This is a genomic window from Parabacteroides sp. D25, assembly GCF_000307475.1.
Taxonomy (GTDB): domain Bacteria; phylum Bacteroidota; class Bacteroidia; order Bacteroidales; family Tannerellaceae; genus Parabacteroides; species Parabacteroides distasonis.
Window position 1 is genome coordinate 559,985 of record NZ_JH976501.1, and the last position, 18,053, is coordinate 578,037.

Below are 18,053 nucleotides of genomic sequence, written 5' to 3' on the forward strand. Positions count from 1 at the left end.
ATTAAAGGGTTCGCGGCGGACAGGAAGCCATAAATGTTTTGGGTTACGGGGAGAACCGTAAAAAGGTAGGGGAAGAATGTTTATTTTAAGGGGATATTTTGTTATATCCCCTAATTACGTGGCATTTATTTAGAAAAAGTTTATTTATGATAGTCAGAGGGAAGCCTTCCGAACTCATCCTTAAAATACTTCCGGAATAGCTTCACATCATTGAAACCGCACTCCAGCGCAACCTCGTTGACCCGCATCTGGCTCTTCTCCAATAACTGTGCCGCACGCTTCAAGCGCACCGTACGGATCAACTCCACCGGAGTCTTACCCGTGATGGAAAGGCATTTCTTGTAGAAGTTCACACGACTCATGCCCATCTCCCGGCTCAACCGTTCTACAGACAACTCCGGATTGGCGATCTGCTCCTCGATATAGCCGATGGCCTTACGCATCAACTCCTCATCCATGGAGCTAGCTTGTACTTCCGTCAAGGCGATGCCCATGGTAGAGGACTGCATAAAGGCCTTTTGCATCTTCTTCTTCATCTCGATCAAATGCCGCACCTTCAAGAGAAGCATCTCCATATTGAATGGCTTGCTGATATAATCATCCGCACCGGCTTCCAGACCGACCAGTTGGCTATCTTTTGCGGACTTAGCCGTCAACAGGATCACCGGGATGTGGGAAGTCCGAATGTCTCCCTTGATCCGGCGGCATAAAGTAATACCGTCGGTGATAGGCATCATCACGTCGCTGATCACCATATCCGGCAGCTCCTCCGGAATGAGTTTCCACGCATCTTCTCCATCCGCCGCCGTGAGTACCGAATAAACGCCACTCAAGCTTAACTTCATAAATTCCCGGAAATCCGTGTTATCGTCTACGACCAGCAACGTAGGTCTTTCCGCCGGAGACGCATCCTTATCAGCGATCTCCGGATGCTCCTCAACCGGAGGCAAGATATCCCCTTCGGCAATTCCTTCCGGAGCCGAGATAATATCTTGGTTGTCCAAGGGGATCACCGGCAGCGTAACCGTAAACGTACTACCCGCTCCCGGCTCGCTTTTCACGGTTATCGTCCCATGATGCATCCGCACGAATTCCCGGCATAGGTGCAGGCCGATACCCGTACCTACCACGGGATTTCCCTTATCCGGGGAAGCCACCTGATAAAAGCGATCGAAGATAGCTCCTTGTTTATCCGCAGGAATACCGATACCGCTATCCGACACCTCGATAACCAGTTTGTTCTCTCCCTCCTTCTCCAACCGCAATCTAAGCGTCACCGAGATAGTACCTCCCTCCGGCGTAAACTTAAAAGCGTTACTCAGTAGATTAGAGACGATCTTGAAGACCTTATCCGTGTCAAACTTCATCGGGAGAGACGTGAAGACCGAGGAAAAAGAGAAATGAATCCGCTTTTGCTCCGAAAGCTCCTTGAAGGAATAAGCCACGTCACGCACAAACGGGACAATATCGCCGGTAGACAAGACCAAGCTATCCCCTTGCATATCGATCTTGCGGAAATCCAATAACTGGTTCACCAATTTAAGCAACCGGTCGGCGTTCCGATAGATCAACTTCAATATTTGCTGGGATTCCATGTCTTTCTCCGTTTTCATCAACTTCTCCAAAGGAGTCATGATCAATGTTAGCGGCGTACGGAACTCATGGCTTACGTTCGTAAAGAAACGAAGCTTCATCTCGTCCACCTCATGCTGCTGACGCACAGTAGCCCGTTCTTGCTCCTCCTCCAACTTCTTTTGCTGGATACGGAAAATAAAACGTATCACGCCATACGCCAATAATATACCAGCTATGATATACAACGCTATTGCCCATCCGGTAGCCCAGAACGGAGGCAGGATCGTGATCTGCAAGCTCGTGATCTCCTTGCTCCAAATCCGGTCGTTATTCATCGCCTTTACCTTGAAAGTGTAAGTTCCCGGGTTCAAGTTCGTATAGGTAATACGACGTTCCAAGGCGCTTACGGTAGTCCATTCCGAGTCGAAGCCCTCCATCTTAAAAGCATATTTATTCTTCAAAGGAAGGAAATAGCAACAAGAAGAGATGGTAAAGGAGAAATTACGTTCCGTATAATTCAGTTTCAATTGCTTGGTACAGGTGATATCTTTATCCAAAATCACATGCCCGTCATACGCCTCTCTCGCCGTTATCGGGACATTATTCACCATAAGTCCGGTTATCACCGCCGGTGGAGCATAGCTATTATAACGTATCCGGGCAGGCTCAACGAAGGTAAGACCGTTTGTCCCACCAAACGCCAACTCACCCGTTTCCAGCCCACAAGCGCTATTCACATTAAACACACGTCCTTGAACGCCCTCATTCTCATCATAGCTATTCCAATCGAACGTATAATTATTATCCGTATCCCGATTCGGAACGATATTCAATAAGCCGTTCTTCGTCCCCACCCAAACCGTATGATATTTATCCTCCAAGATAGACATGATGCTGTTATCCGGTAATCCGGAAGAATGGTTCAACCGATACATCTTATCATTCAACCTATCATATATATGTAGCCCATGATTACTCCCGATCCATACCCATTGGCGGCTATCACAAAATACGACATTGATGATTTGATCCTCAAACACGGAACGTCCATCCTTCGTGCCGTTAAAAGAAGTAACAGCCCCCGTCTCCGGGTTGATCCAGTTCACTCCTAAAGAAGTTCCAACGACAATATTCCCCTTCTCATCCCCGGAAAGGCTATATACGATATCCGAGTTAATCGCATTCTCCTTATCCCCCATGCGATAATACGTCCATTTCCCGGTAGATTGATCCAAGCAATCCAGGCCGCCTTCCAACGTACCGATCCACAAACGATTCTTGGCATCGACATACAAACTATACACGCTATTATTGGATAAGCCGTCCTTACTGCCCGGGATATCCCGATAATGCTTGAAACGTTTCCCGTCAAAACCGGTCAACCCCTCCATATAAGTACCCAGCCATAACTTGCCATCCAAATCTTTCGCCATACTAATCACGACATCGCCGGAGATAGCGTTCTCGCTTTCCCGTCCCGCCCGGTAGCGGACATACTCCCCGGTTTCCCGATCGTAACGTAATAGGCCGTTTCCGCTAGTACCGATCCACAGATCCCCTTCTTTATCTTCTACGATACAATTAAAGTCATTGTTAAAGATATCCCGCATCAACTCCAAAGGGTACCGGATAGTCTGGAATTTAAAAATGCTCTCATGATAATAGTTGATGCCGTTTTTATAAGTGCCGGCCCACATAATCCCCGTATCATCCCGATACAAGCAGATCACGCTATTCTGGCTCAAACTCGTTTGGTTAAACGGGTTATTTCGTATATAACGCATCCGGTTCAGACGTTTATCCAAGATATTGATACCGCCATGATCGGTAGCGATCCAGATATTACCGTTCATATCCTCCGCCACGTCACGCACCATTATAGAGGATAAAGCGACCGAGGTTTCGGTCGTATAATGTTTCCACTCCTTGCTTTTGGGATTTAGGCGAAAGAGACCTCTACTATATCCGGGATTTAAGAAAAACCACAGATCCCCGTCACTATCGGCGAACACATAGAATAACTGGGCATTCGCATATTGAGTCAGATACTCATCCCGATAGACAGATTCTCCGGATGCTTTATCGATCCCCTCTACCACTCCCGAGGTATGGACTACATATAGACGATCGCCCACGTCACTCATATCACAAACCCGGCCATCCTCTTTATTTAGTGGATACGAATAAATCTTTCCCCTCGCTTGATCATAACGACAAAATTCATTCGTATAGGTAGCGAAATAGAGTTGTTTATCATTGTCGACGAATATCTTAGCGGGAGGATTCTCTAGACGTAAGCTATCTAATATTTCCTTCTCCGGAATAAAACGGTCATTACCGGGCTCATATACGCAAAGTTGGTTCGTATTATAGGTAATCCAAATACGCCCATCAGCGGTTTCTTGAAGTTCGGAGACATGCTCCTCCCTAAAAGGCAACCCGCTTTCCTTGTATTTATAATGCTTAAACTCATACCCATCAAAACGGTTTACCCCAGAAGTGGTACCCAACCACATAAACCCCTTCCGGTCTTTCAGGATACAAGTGATCTCATTGGAAGACAGACCGTCCTGTACTCCCAGACGGTTGAAAAGAATATCTTCCGCCGCAAGTCCGGATCCCAATATTCCCCAAGACAGGATCATTATGATACAGAGTAGAGTTTTCGTTTTCATACTTAGCAAATATAGATATTTCCCGAAAACGAACCAAACCAACCGGTATCTAATTCTGCTGCAATGCGGGTTGCAGTAAACATACACGTAAAGTATCCATATATAAGAACATGATTATTAAAAATTATCCCGTACATTTGTCTTTCGATTGGAATAGAAATGAATAAGGCGCAATGATTGTTGTAAGAGATTTTGACAGACTGAAAGGAAAGGAACTGGTGGCTACGATCGGATTTTTCGATGGTGTGCATCTAGGACACCGTTTCTTAATCGACGAGATGAAAGAGATTGCCAAAGCACGTAACCTGCCATCGGCCGTAATCACCTTCCCGGAACATCCCCGGGCCGTATTGCATGCGGATTACCAACCGAAGCTATTAAATTCTTCCGAGGAAAAGTTACAGCAATTAGAGACTACCGGAGTAGATTATTGCATCGTATTGGATTTTACGATCGAGCTATCCCGGCTCTCGGCCAAGGAATTCATTACCTCTATTTTAGCGAAGAGCCTGCATGTAAAGACCTTATTGATCGGATATGACCATCGTTTCGGGCACGATCGGACGGATGGCTTCGAGCAATATGTCGTTTATGGCACCGAATGTGGTATCGAGGTGCTGAAGGCATCTCCCTATGACGAAGGAAATACGGCCGTCAGCTCTTCCGAAATCCGGAAATTACTTCAAGCCGGAAATGTAGCTGAAGCCGCTTATTTACTGACCTATCCCTATCAATTGCTGGGCCATATCGTCAGTGGCTATAAAGTGGGACGCACGCTAGGATTTCCCACGGCGAATATACGGGTAGATGAACCTTTTAAAGTCATTCCGGGTATTGGCGTATATGCCGTATGGGTGGAGGTGGAAGGCGAACGATATAAGGGAATGCTTTATATCGGTGACCGTCCGACACTCAATAATGGGAAGGACATATCCATGGAGGTCAATATTCTGGATTTCTCCGGAGATATCTACAATGATAGCATTCGTGTCTCATTCGTTCAATACGTACGCGGAGACATCAAATTCGATTCCTTAGAAGAATTGAAAGCCCAACTGGAGAAAGACAGATGCACCGTAAATAATTTATTATAATATGGAAAGATATTACGAAGCGATTGATTTATTAAAAGGCATGATCTCCCGTCCGTCTTTCAGCCGGGACGAGACCGCCGTAGCGGATTTCCTGCAAGCAGAATGGCAAAAGGCCGGACAAAAGGTGTTCCGCAAAGGCAACAACCTGTGGATCATCGCCCCGGATTTCGATTTCGGTAAACCGACCCTTTTACTCAACTCCCATATAGACACCGTCAAGCCCGCTTCCGGTTGGACCAAAGACCCGTTCACTCCCGAAGAGACCGAGGATGATCAATTATATGGACTGGGCAGTAACGATGCCGGGGCGAGCGTAGTCTCCCTCTATGAAGCCTTCTGTATCTTAAGCGAGAAAGAACAACCTTATAATCTAATCTTCCTTGCGTCTTGTGAGGAAGAGGTATCCGGGAAGAATGGCATTGAAAGCGCATTGGCCGAGCTTCCTCCTATCTCCTTCGCTGTCGTAGGTGAACCTACGGGTATGCAACCCGCCGTAGCCGAGAAAGGGCTAATGGTACTGGATTGCACCGCTATCGGAAAGGCCGGACATGCCGCACGTAATGAGGGCATCAATGCCATCACTTTAGCGATGAAGGATATAGAATGGTTCAGCACCTATCAATTCCCGGAGAAAAGCGACTTCCTCGGACCGGTGAAAATGACTGTCACCATCATCCATGCCGGTACACAACACAATGTCGTTCCCAATAAATGCGAATTCACGGTAGATATCCGCACCAACGAATTTTATACGAACGAACAGTTATTCGAGCTAATCAAGGAAAAGGTTCATTGCGAGATCAAGGCCCGCAGCTTCCGCCTTAGCTCCACCCGCACGGATCTGGATCATCCTTTTGTGCGACGGGCGATCTTGATGGGAAAAGAGCCTTTCGGCTCTCCTACGCTTAGCGACCAAGCCTTGATGCGTTTCCCCTCCGTAAAGATAGGACCGGGAAACTCGGCACGTTCCCATTCCGCAGACGAATACATCAAGGGACCGGAGATCCGGGAAGCGATCGATACCTATGTAAGGTTACTGAATGGATTACAACTATAGCTTATGTTAAAAAAGATACTGGGGACAATAGGCTCGCGTTATCTGATAGCTTTCCTTAACCTAGCGCTGATCTTCATTAATGCGAAGGTGCTGGGAATCGAGGGCGTGGGGATGATCGGGTTGATCGTGGCCTCGGTAAATATAGCGGTAATCGTCAATGGGATTTTATGCGGGAATACGATTGTCTATTTCATGAATCGTTACTCCATGCGGACAATTTTCCTTCCCGCATATCTGTGGACACCTATCGGCTCTTCCCTAGCTTGCGGCTTCATGTATCTTACCGGGCTTTTACCCACCGGCTATCGGCTGGATATCTTCTTGTTGGCGATCTTGAGCTCTACGGTAAACGCCAATGCCCGCTTCTTGTTGGGTAAAGACAATATCAAAGGGTTTAATCTCACGTTTATATTGCAAGGAGGACTGCTATTTTTCGTCTTACTCTATTTCTATTATATATTGAAGCGCCCGGACGTACGGTCGTATGTCTGGGGATTATATGTCACGAACGGCATAGCCTTTATTGCCAGCCTATCGATGCTTGTTCCTTATTTCTTAAAGGAGACATCCCGGTCTTCCGGCAAATCACTCTACGGTCTATTAAAAGAAATGTTTGCCTACGGCCTGTGGGCCGGTGCGGACGGGTTGGCGGAAACCTGTACTACCCGACTCAATTATTTCTTGATACAACGTTTCGCCGGGTTGGGAAGCGTAGGCTTGCTAGATGCTGGGACCAAGATCTCCGAGAGTGTATGGAATATTAGTCGCAGCGTAAGTTTCATCGAATACAGTAGCGTGGCCAAGACCTCAGAGGCAACGGAACAAAAACGTATTACCTTACAGCTTTTCAAATTGACCTTTTGCGCTTTAGCCCTCGTGATGGGATGTATCCTATTGGTACCGGAATGGATATATACGGATTATCTTTTCAGCGCCGAGTTCAAAGGCATACGTAAAGTGATAGGCGGATTATCGATCGGAATCGTAGCGTTAGGCTGCAACAGCATCATCAGCCATTATTTCATCGGCAGCGGAAAGATCCGGTACAGTACGGCAAGCTCGTGCGTAGGGCTTATTGCCTTATTAATCTCCGGCTTTTTACTCATCCCGTCTTACGGGGTCGTAGGTTCCGCTATCACGACCAGTATCGCCTTTACCTCTATGCTGGTTTTCTCATTGACGGTCTTCTCCCGGCAAACACTTACACGCTGGAATGAGTTCCTTCCGAACAAAAAAGACTTCCAAGCTTGCAGAATTCATATACAAAAATCCTTGTAATTCTATCACGAATTTTATCGATAACGCCATCAAGTTCACGGAAAAGGGGACAATTACGCTTGAAATGATTTCGTGCAAGATACAGGTCTCGGGTTATCAAAACATGGACTGTACCTTATAAACAAACTCCATCCAAACCCAATAACGGATCGCTTTTCCTAAGAACATGGAGATCGCCACGACCCATATATTAGCCCGCAAGAAACCTAGAGCGACAGCGATAAAATCACCGATACCGGGAAGAAAAACAAAGAAGCCCATCCAAGAGCCTTTTCCCTTGATCCAATCCTGCACCTTCTGTAGTTTTACCGGATCGAGTTTGAGGTATTTCTCGATCCACTCTACCTTTCCCAGCATCCCCAGCCAATAGCAGCTCATTCCACCTAAGAAATTACCAAGCGTAGCAGCGATCATGCAAGGCCAATATGCCGAACCCGCCAATAATACACCCGTCAATACGACCTCGCTGCTAAACGGTAAGATCGTGGCCGCTAAGAAAGAGGCGATAAACACCCCGATATACCCGTAGGCTATAAGAAATTCCATATACGTATCATTAATAATGCGATAAACATAACTACCGAGAAATGGAACAGCCAAAAGATATATTTCCCCCGGTTCACCGTAAAAAAATGGGCGATCAGGATAGACGCCGGTACACAGGCCATTTCCAGAAATTCCTCGGACGACTGCTCATAGATAAAGAACAATCCAAACGACCAAATGGCCATGACAATCAGAAAAGAAAGAAACTGACGAGTACGCAAATTATCCTCATACTCATGTGTAACGATGTTTAATGAAGCAATGATCGTTAATCCCGCCACTAAAACAATCTGTATCCAATCTATAATTCCCGTCCCTAGTACCGCAAGGAAACGGATCTTGAATAAGGAGGTGAAAGGTATGGTAAATACCGTGAAATCCCATTCCCAGACACACCATCCGAAAACAAACCAATAAACCGTCAAGATTCCGAACAAGGAAGCGACAAATGTCCGGATATTCAATGTCCTGAAATTATACATTCCCAACCAAAACAGCGGCAAGAACCAAAGGATGTGTATCCACAACAGACTTCCGATACTGATAATCAAGGATGCGTTATAAGCCTTATCCGTAGCGTCCGGGTCATGATAAGAGGTAAATAACTGATAAAGGGCCAATATCAAACAAAACACCCCGACAGATGTTGATTTCAAGGGAAAGAAATCCGGGTTTGTACTTGTCAACAAGGCATAGAAGAGAAAGGGAAGCAATGTCTTCTCACGAATCAACATCAACGCATAGTTTACCCGATGCACCAGAAACGCACCACCGGCCATCAGCAAAAAACCGATCAAATAGGTAAACAACTTACCCGGAAGAACCAGACAGAGGGCATTCCATAAAGGAGGAGCCGTCACCTCTCCATACACGGGATAGCCTACCGAATCCACATACCCCACGATCCAACAAAAAATACAAGCGCAAAGCATGTACAAATGGGTCATAGGTGTCGCTATAGTATATCTACGTCCGTAATATGAAGTTGTTCCTCTTGCCATAATCTTATCTTAGTGTGAAAATACGGTACCTGCGTTAGTGCAAGCACCGGAGCGACGTTCGTAGTGAACGCCGACCGGTACTCACCGTAAACGCCGACTGACGTTCACTGCAAATGCCGACCGGCGTTCTCGATAAACGCAATTATAAATCAAACCCGATATCCCGACGGAAATACTTCTTATCGAAATCGATCTGCTTAGCTCCGGCGAAAGATTGGGCCAAAGCCTCTTCCTTAGTAGCCCCATACGAACTGACCGCGATCACACGGCCGCCATTCGTCAGGATCTGGCCGTCTACCAGCTTCGTTCCGGCATGGAACACTATATTGTTCGAGGATACGCCATCCAATCCCGTGATTACCTTATTCTTCTCGTAAGCCTCCGGGTAACCGCCGCTTACCAACATAACCGTAACCGCCGCACGAGGGTCCTGTACCAATGTACGAGCCGCTAAATCGCCTTCCGCTACCCCTTCCAGCAAATCAACCAAATCGCTTTGGATACGAAGCATGACTACCTCTGTCTCCGGATCGCCCATACGACAATTGTATTCTATCACCATCGGCTCATTCTTCACATTGATCAGACCCAAGAAGATGAAACCTTTATAATCGATATGCTCCGCTTTCAATCCCTCTACGGTAGGACGGATAATACGCTCGTCCACCTTCGCCATAAATACCTCATCCGCAAAAGGAACCGGGGAAACGGCTCCCATGCCACCGGTATTCAAGCCCGTATTGCCCTCGCCGATACGCTTATAATCTTTCGCTACCGGAAGCACCTTGTAATCGTTGCCATCCGTCAAGACGAATACGGAGCATTCGATACCATCCAAGAACTCCTCGATCACGACCGTCTTGCTCGCGTCGCCAAACATTCCGCCCAGCATATCTCCCAACTCTTTCTTGGCTTCCTCCAAGTTATCGATAATCAGTACCCCTTTACCGGCAGCCAATCCATCCGCTTTCAATACATAAGGAGCGGAAAGAGATTCCAAGAACGCATAGCCTTCCTCTAGGTTTTCAGTGGAAATACTCTTATAACGAGCGGTCGGGATATGATGACGCATCATAAACGCCTTGGCGAAATCCTTGCTACCTTCCAATTGGGCACCTTCCCCACTCGGGCCGATCACGGGGATGGAGCTTAATGCCTCATCCTTCTTGAAATAATCATAAACACCCTTCACCAATGGATCCTCGGGACCTACCACGACCATATTCACTTGGTTCGCCAACGCAAAATCCTTGATAGCGGCAAAATCATCCGCTTTAATATCCACATTGGTTCCTACCAACGCTGTTCCCGCATTACCGGGAGCGATAAATAACTTATCAACTTTCGGGCTTTGAGCGATCTTCCAAGCGATCGCATGCTCACGCCCACCAGAGCCTAATAACAATATATTCATATCTCTTCTAATTTTCAATTCTCAATTCTCCATTTTCAATTCCCAAGGTAGTCATCGAAATACCTCGTAATCTTCTCATGCAAATGCGGACGGTCCTTACCGGTCACATTATGCTCATGGCGAGGATACACAAAGTAATCCGGATACGTATCAGCCTCTACGCAAGCCTTTAAGAAACCAAGGCTGTGTTGCCACACTACCACCGGATCGATATCCCCATGTATCATCAACAGATGGCCTTTCAGATTACCGGCCTTCAGTTTTAGGTTCGCGTTCTTATAACCTTCCGGATTATCCTGCGGGCGATCCATATAACGCTCGCCATACATAATCTCGTAATTGCTCCAGTCGATAACCGGCCCTCCGGCCACGCCCACCTTAAAGATCTCCGGATAAGTCAGCATCAAGTTCGTTGTCATAAAACCGCCATAACTCCAGCCATGTACCCCGATACGGTCGGCATCCACATAAGACAAAGATTTCAGGAACTCGACACCCTTCACTTGGTCCGCCATCTCATTGATACCCAAATTACGATGAATCACGCTCTCAAAAGCATGTCCACGATTTGCCGAGCCGCGGCTATCCACGGTAAACATCACATAACCTCTCTGTGCCATATAGAGGTCCCAACCACGAGCCCCGTTTTGCCAGTCGCCCGTAACAAGCTGTACTTTAGGGCCTCCATATACATAGACAATCGTAGGATACTTCTTCGTCTCATCCAAATCCGGCGGTAAAGTCAACCGGTAATTCAAGCGAGTCTTACCATCGGCAGCAAGGATATGTCCAACCTTGATCCGCGGCATCCGATACGATTTAAAGGGATCCGGAGCAGAAAGTAAGGTAGAAATCACCTTAGCGTCCTTTATACGGACTAAATCGATATCCCTCGGGGTAGAAGGAGAACTTACATAATCAATCGCATATTCGCCGGAGGGACTCAGCAACCAACGGTGCACGCCCACTTTCCAACTCAAGCAATTCATGATATCACCCGTTCTCAAATCCGTCTCCCAAATATAACGTTGCATCCCCGTTCCTTGCATATTCGGAGATACGGGATGAGGTGCCGTTCCCTCGAAAATCACCTTATTTCCGTCTTTGCTAAAGCCTAGCACCTTGGTAACCACCCATTCCCCACCGGTTAGCTTCCTTAATTCCTTTCCAGTCGTATCATACAGATATAGATGGTTATAGCCATCCGCCTCACTCTGCCAGATAAACTTATCCGGATCGTTCGGCAAGAAAAGCACGGGATGCTGCGGCTCCACATAACAACGATCCGTCTCGGTAAACAGATCAGCCTCTTTCTTTCCCGTCAAGGCAGAGTACCGCACCAAATGCATCTCGTTCTGCTCACGATTCAACTCAGCGATATAAATACTCTTCTCATCCGGACTCCAAGCGATATTTGTTAAATATTTCTCTTTCGGCAAGCCTGTCTCCAACCAAACCGTCTGCCCGGTAGCTACCTGATAGACACCCACCGTAACCTCATGGCTCTTCATTCCAGCCATCGGATATTTATGAGGAACCGGCGTAGCGCAACGAGTATCGATATTCACCAGCGGGTAAGCGGTCACCATACGCTCATCCATACGATAAAACGCTAGAGCCGAGCCTTTAGGAGACCAAAACATACCTTTCGTAATCCCGAACTCCCGTTGATGGACAGCCTGTCCGCATACGATTCCATCCTGTGTTTCACGTGTAACAATCGTATTTCGTCCATCCGGGGATAAAATATGCACATTGTTTCCCTCCGTAAAAGCTAAGTTATTCGTAGCCGGGCAAAAGTCATAATTCGCCCAGTTATTCTTCAAAGCATAATCAGCGACTACCTTATTCTTCTTATAGTCATAATGAATCCGGTGCTGTTTGCTAGTAAAAGCCAAGACCGAACCTCTTTCATAGGGTACCGAAAAGCTAGGCAAGGAACCAACCGTCTGCAGATTTGCCGCCGTCAAGGCCCCATTCAGTCTTTCCAACGAAAAAAGGACCTCTTCTTTTTTCCCCGGCTTAGCTCCTAACACGCTATCTCCCTTAACATATAAGTACTCGTCCCCGCACCATCGTAACTGTTTCAAGTCACGAGGTACGAAGCGGCTATACGTCTTCCCTCCATGAATCAAGTCGTGCAAGGAGAGTTGCTTATCTTGGGCGGTAATCGACATCGTTAATAAAATCAGACATAGGCTTATGAATAAAGATGATTTAATCCTCATAATCATCATACCCTCTCCGTTTTATAGGCTTTATAGGTTTGCTAAATGGGCGCTTTCCATCCCTCTTATGATCGCCAAACCCTTTCTTACGGTCATCCTCATCCCGATAACGCATTTTCACAGGACGTTCTCCTTTTGGCTTGATCGGCTTACGAACCGGGGCATCCACGAATTTCTTGCGGACCGGACGGTCCTCTCCCCGATCCTCTCCAAAGATACGTTTCCCCGGAATGGAAGCGAAACGCTCCTCATCATCCTCGCTATGGGCAGCGGCGAAACGACGCTCCGGACGATCCACACGACCCGTACGGAAGTTTGGACGATCATTGCCTCTACGTTCGAAAGAGCCTTCCGATCTGTGCGGACGCTCCTTTCCATCCTCATTCAATGCCTTTTTGAAGTCCTTATTGGTTCCCTCAAATAACTCATAGCAACGGTATTCGCACTCCAAGGAACCATTCATCAATTTGATCTTCTCGCTCGGGCGCAAGCCGATCTTATCGAAACATTCATCTTTATAGCTCAAAATCCAAGCCTTATATCCCATGAACACATGTTTCAAACGCTCGCCGATCATATTATACAATCCCAATAGATCACGAGATGATATACGCTCTCCATAAGGTGGGTTCGTCACCAATATACCCGGCTTCGGAGCCTCTGTATATTGTTGGAACGGTTTCACCTTCAGATCGATATATTTCATCAAGCCAGCGCTACGGATATTCTCCAAGGCGATATCGATAGCGGCTTGGGAAATATCGGAGCCATAGCAATGGAAAGCGAACTCACGCTCCCCGCTCTCATCATTATAAATACGATCGAACAATTCCTCATCATAGTCCACCCATTTCTGGAAAGCGAACTCTTTCCGATGGATACCCGGAGCGATATTCAAGGCGATCATGGCAGCCTCGATCAACAATGTACCGGAACCACACATCGGATCTACGAAATTAGATTCTCCTTTCCAACCGGTTTTTAGGATCATGCCGGCAGCCAACACCTCATTCAACGGAGCTTCCGTTTGATCCACCCGATAACCACGCTTGTGCAAAGACTCGCCGGAGCTATCGATAGATAAGGTACAATCGTTATGCGAAATATGGATATTGATATATAAGTCCGGGTTATTGACACGAACGGACGGACGCTTCTTGAACTTCTCGATGAAATAATCCACGATAGCGTCTTTCGTACGGTAAGCGACAAACTTCGAGTGATTGAAATCCTCGGAATAGATCACCGAGTCGATCGCGAACGTCTTGTCCAGCGACAAATACTTCTCCCACTCTACCTTTTTCACCTCTTTATAAACGGTATCAGCATCTTTGGCCTTGAAATGATAAATCGGTTTCAGAATGCGCAGGGCAGTACGGCAGTGGAAATTCGCTTTATAAAGCAATTCCTTATCACCCGTAAAGGAAACCATACGACGACCGATCTGCAAGTCGTTGGCACCTAAAGCTAATAACTCCTCGGCCAAGATCTCTTCCAACCCGTATAGGGTTTTGGCCACCATTTCAAATGTCTCGCTCATTTTAATTGAAAATTGAGAATTGAGAATTGAAAATTATTCCCAATTGCGTATTACGTTGTTTATTATTAATTATTCTCATTTCGCTCTCTGACATGCTTCGATCTCCTTCCAGCTACCCTCTTGATAATTTTCAATTCTCAATTTTCAATTGTGTAACCGTACTCCCTGCCGGTACATCCTCCGCTATCCAGACGTTACCACATATCGTAGCCCCTCTGCCAATCCGGATTTTACCGATTAAGGTGGAATTAGAATATACTGTCACATGATCTTCCAAGATAGGATGACGGGCTACGCCACGGATAGCGTTACCGTTCTCATCGGGGGGAAGTTTCTCTCCCGCCAAGCTGACGCCCTGAAAGATTCGGACGTAATTGCCGATCACGCTCGTCTCGCCGATCACCGTACCCGTCCCGTGGTCTATCGAGAAATGATGACCGATCTTCGCGCCCGGATGGATATCGATACCGGTCTCGGAATGTGCCATCTCCGTAATCATACGAGGAATATAAGGAACCCCGAGCTTATACAATTGATGGGCGATCCGGTAATTACCGATCGCCCGGAAACCGGGATAACAAAATATGACCTCACCTAGATTTTGAGCGGCGGGATCGCCATTGAAAGTCGCCTCCACATCCGTAGCCAGCAGACCGCGAATCTCCGGAAGCGTAGAGATGAAAGCCTCCGAAATAGCCTCTGCCTCAGCGGAGATCTTTTCTTCCGGGCAAGTCACGCAAGATGTATCCGCGAAACAAAGTCCCGCATAAACCTGCTTGGATAATAAAGAATGAAGAGTCTCAACATTTACGCCCGTATGAAAACGGATCGTCTGTTTACTGATACGGGCATTCCCATAATAACCGGGGAACAGGATCGCACGGCATAGATCGATGATCTCTTTCAGCACCTCGCCCGAGGGCAACGCCTCCTCATCCCTGTACGCATGGAACAATTGTTTATACGATGCCTCATCCGATAGCTTCTCCACCGTATCGCCCAATACGCTACTATGCCTCTGTATATCCATTATTTGCGGAATATTCTTTATAATGCGCAAAAATAGTATTTTATTTGAGAACACCTTCACGAAGAGGCATCAAAAATACAGCCAACGACTAATATTACGTTCTATAGCGCTAAATTCCACGCCAACCTTTATCAACTTACGCCCATCCGCCTGATAGAGTTACAAATAAATAATCTTCATATCGAATACTTTACCACATCCAATGCTCCACTTTCATCAAGAGCCAAGGCGACCAGAAAACGATCGGAAGGGTCTACGGCAATCCTCTTTATTGAACGATCAAAATTCAATCGTTTCTTTAATTGGCCGTCCCAAGAAAGAACCAGCAATGTGGATAAATTCGAAAAATCCGCAGAACCATCGTACAAGCAATATACATACTGATCCGTACCGAATATATCGATAAAGCATTTTGTCGTTCCAAGAACATCCACTTGGGTATCATTCTTCTTCAGTAAAGGCACGATAGGCTCCTTCCCATACGTAAAGCTCCTTTGATAAGTTCCCTTCAAATCGTAAAAATCAATTTGGTTGAAGAAACGCAAGGCAGCAACCACACTGTTTTGCCGCTCATTCACACAAAGATTAGGCAAATAAGCGACGTGCTTACAAGAACGATACGTTCTTGCTACTTTTGGTGGCTCCACCCAATAAATTCCCTCTTCCCGATTCGCATAGCAGAAAGGACCATAAACATTTTTCTCTACGATCGGAACCGCATAAACTTCTTTCGTGGTGACATTATAATGCGTAGAGGGAACAAGTTCGGGTATTAGTATATATTTCCGATCAAAACGCAAAGAATCCGCCAGCACCTGCATCTTATTAAATGTAAGTTGGTTATCCACGATCCAGAACTCATCCTTTCCGGCGGGTTCTTTTGTATTTGACTTCATAAACTCCGGATTAGAGAAATAAGTGGCACCATATCCTTTCAACGCAAACGCATGCAGGTGCGACAAATCATCTTTGTCGAATACTTGAATGATCGTATCACACCCACGAGCCAACAACACCAAATAAGACTCGGTAAGACCAATCCCATCATAGCATACACCAGAATCCCCTTTCATTAACAAATTTCCCTCCAGCCGTTTTTCTTCTCTTTCCGCATCGGAACAAGCGAGAAGAAACAAAGCGAAGAATACAATAATCCCATACAATACTCTCATGACCTTTCTATTTTAAATAAACATAAGATCGGATTATCGTCCTGTGTACGATTCTCCGCTATCCGTCTCAAATCCTCATAATGTATCTGATTACGCAACAGCACCGTCGAACTGATCTTCCCGATAAAATAATCTTTATACACTCCGCAAATACCGTAAAAGCCTGTCAACCCCGTAGCCCTTATGAAGTTGGGGAACGCATACGAGAATGCCTCTTTCCTATCCTTGTCATAAAATCCGAAGTAAGTTACCTTATCGCACATATAGGTCGCATGCAGGATCTGTTCGGTCTCCAGCAGCCCAAAAGAATTTACATAGCCGGAGCGAAACAGATCGCCAGAGAAATCTCTCCCGCCTCTCCCTTTCTCCTTGACATACTCGATAGGAGGCATACTTTTATCTCCGAAGCGAACTTTATAAGCAGGCTCCAACATCCCGTCCTTCACTTTCCACACTTCGGGGGTAAAGGGGAAATGCGCATACCAATCCCCAGCAAAGGCATGCAACGTCTTGCTCCCATTGATCGTATGGCCGGACGTGAAATAAGCCGGTCCCAACAATGCGTCTTGCTCTCCTTTCCTGTCCGTGGCTTTCAGATAGAAGTTTTCCCTTTGCGGTGTCGCAAATCCCAAAGGATAATACCAAATCCAATTCTCCTTATCCAAAGGGGCGCAGTCCACAAAATAATCAGCTACATCTTGCGTGGATATATATTGATAGGTATCCAGATCATAACGCAATAAGGCCGTCCCACCAAAATCCACCAATGTCAAGATTCGCTCTTTCTCATCCACGAAAAAGTGAGTTAGATAAAGATACTCTTCCGGCCCTTGTCCCCGCAAGCCTACACGAGTAATAAAATTTCCTTGATCACTGAATACAAAAAGCGCATTTATCTCATCACTTCTATCGAATACAAAAATACGATCGTCCACCCAGCAAACCCGGTAGAGATCTTTTAACAGCACGCTATCCTTCGTCTCCAAAGGAATGAATCTGCATTCCAAATGTTCCTGCAAGCCAACCGTACAATCGTTTCCGAAATCCACCACGTCCCACTCTTCCGATCGATTCTCGCATGCGATCAAAATGGAAGCCAGACTTATCATCACTAAATAATATAGTTTTCTCATGTTTTTCATATTAGATTCAGACCACTAATATACGTAACTTTTTGAAATACGCCAACTGCACAAGTTTTCCTAAGCGCACAATCGGAATTCACGAGAAGTACTACTTCCTTGGCCTATGAAGTATATCTCTTAGGGATACAGTGCTTATTTTCCACATAGTTATTGTACATTTTTCCAAATGCATTTAAAACCTCATTATCTGTTTCCCAAAACACGTACGTGTTTTCACAAATTCTCGTACATGTTTCCGGAAAAACACGTACATGTTTTTCCGGAAACATCATCAACTTTTTATCAATCTGATTATAAA

The 18,053-nt window shown here is 46.2% G+C and carries 12 protein-coding genes; 3 read left to right on the top strand and 9 right to left on the bottom strand.

Annotated elements, in window-relative coordinates; all coding sequences use genetic code 11:
- Window positions 1-140: 140 nt before the first annotated feature.
- Entirely contained in the window at window positions 141-4,220 is a 4,080-nt protein-coding gene (locus HMPREF0999_RS05725; RefSeq protein ID WP_009275421.1) for a two-component regulator propeller domain-containing protein, read from the bottom strand.
- Between the two features lie 203 nt (window positions 4,221-4,423).
- Between HMPREF0999_RS05725 and ribF the strand changes: the two genes are divergently transcribed.
- The 3 genes from ribF to HMPREF0999_RS05740 are packed head-to-tail and all read left to right on the top strand — an operon-like array spanning window position 4,424 to window position 7,679.
- A complete protein-coding gene (gene ribF, locus HMPREF0999_RS05730) occupies window positions 4,424-5,344 on the top strand; it encodes a riboflavin biosynthesis protein RibF (protein WP_009275422.1) in 921 nt (306 codons plus the stop codon).
- Between the two features lies 1 nt (window position 5,345).
- On the top strand, window positions 5,346-6,401 hold the full coding sequence (locus tag HMPREF0999_RS05735; protein ID WP_009275423.1) for a M20 family metallo-hydrolase: 1,056 nt from the start codon (window positions 5,346-5,348) through the stop codon (window positions 6,399-6,401).
- Between the two features lie 3 nt (window positions 6,402-6,404).
- On the top strand, window positions 6,405-7,679 hold the full coding sequence (locus HMPREF0999_RS05740; protein WP_005863577.1) for a lipopolysaccharide biosynthesis protein: 1,275 nt from the start codon (window positions 6,405-6,407) through the stop codon (window positions 7,677-7,679).
- 96 nt (window positions 7,680-7,775) lie between these two features.
- Here the strand turns inward: HMPREF0999_RS05740 and HMPREF0999_RS05745 are convergent, their stop codons facing one another.
- From HMPREF0999_RS05745 to HMPREF0999_RS05780, 8 genes are all read right to left on the bottom strand, one after another.
- On the bottom strand, window positions 7,776-8,225 hold the full coding sequence (locus HMPREF0999_RS05745) for a YqaA family protein (RefSeq protein WP_005863579.1): 450 nt from the start codon (window positions 8,223-8,225) through the stop codon (window positions 7,776-7,778).
- Window positions 8,210-9,226 carry a hypothetical protein gene (locus tag HMPREF0999_RS05750; protein ID WP_009275424.1) on the bottom strand — a complete coding sequence of 339 codons (1,017 nt, stop codon included), beginning with the start codon at window positions 9,224-9,226 and terminating at the stop codon, window positions 8,210-8,212. The genes HMPREF0999_RS05745 and HMPREF0999_RS05750 overlap by 16 nt, the downstream gene beginning before the upstream one ends.
- 142 nt (window positions 9,227-9,368) lie before the next feature.
- A complete protein-coding gene (purD, locus tag HMPREF0999_RS05755) occupies window positions 9,369-10,640 on the bottom strand; it encodes a phosphoribosylamine--glycine ligase (protein ID WP_005863591.1) in 1,272 nt (423 codons plus the stop codon).
- Window positions 10,641-10,675: 35 nt separating this feature from the next.
- Window positions 10,676-12,877 (bottom strand): S9 family peptidase, encoded by a 2,202-nt coding sequence (locus tag HMPREF0999_RS05760; RefSeq protein ID WP_009275425.1) that lies wholly within the window; start codon window positions 12,875-12,877, stop codon window positions 10,676-10,678.
- Window positions 12,858-14,408, bottom strand: coding sequence for a class I SAM-dependent RNA methyltransferase (locus HMPREF0999_RS05765; protein ID WP_009275426.1), 1,551 nt, complete (start codon window positions 14,406-14,408; stop codon window positions 12,858-12,860). The genes HMPREF0999_RS05760 and HMPREF0999_RS05765 overlap by 20 nt, the downstream gene beginning before the upstream one ends.
- A gap of 130 nt (window positions 14,409-14,538) precedes the next feature.
- Complete coding sequence (locus HMPREF0999_RS05770) at window positions 14,539-15,438, bottom strand: serine O-acetyltransferase (protein ID WP_005860231.1); 900 nt, start codon at window positions 15,436-15,438, stop codon at window positions 14,539-14,541.
- A gap of 176 nt (window positions 15,439-15,614) precedes the next feature.
- Complete coding sequence (locus HMPREF0999_RS05775; protein ID WP_005860233.1) at window positions 15,615-16,610, bottom strand: hypothetical protein; 996 nt, start codon at window positions 16,608-16,610, stop codon at window positions 15,615-15,617.
- Window positions 16,607-17,743: a 6-bladed beta-propeller gene (locus HMPREF0999_RS05780; RefSeq protein ID WP_005860235.1), complete on the bottom strand. Its 1,137-nt coding sequence runs from the start codon at window positions 17,741-17,743 to the stop codon at window positions 16,607-16,609. Before HMPREF0999_RS05780 ends, HMPREF0999_RS05775 begins: the two co-directional genes overlap by 4 nt.
- Window positions 17,744-18,053: the final 310 nt, after the last annotated feature.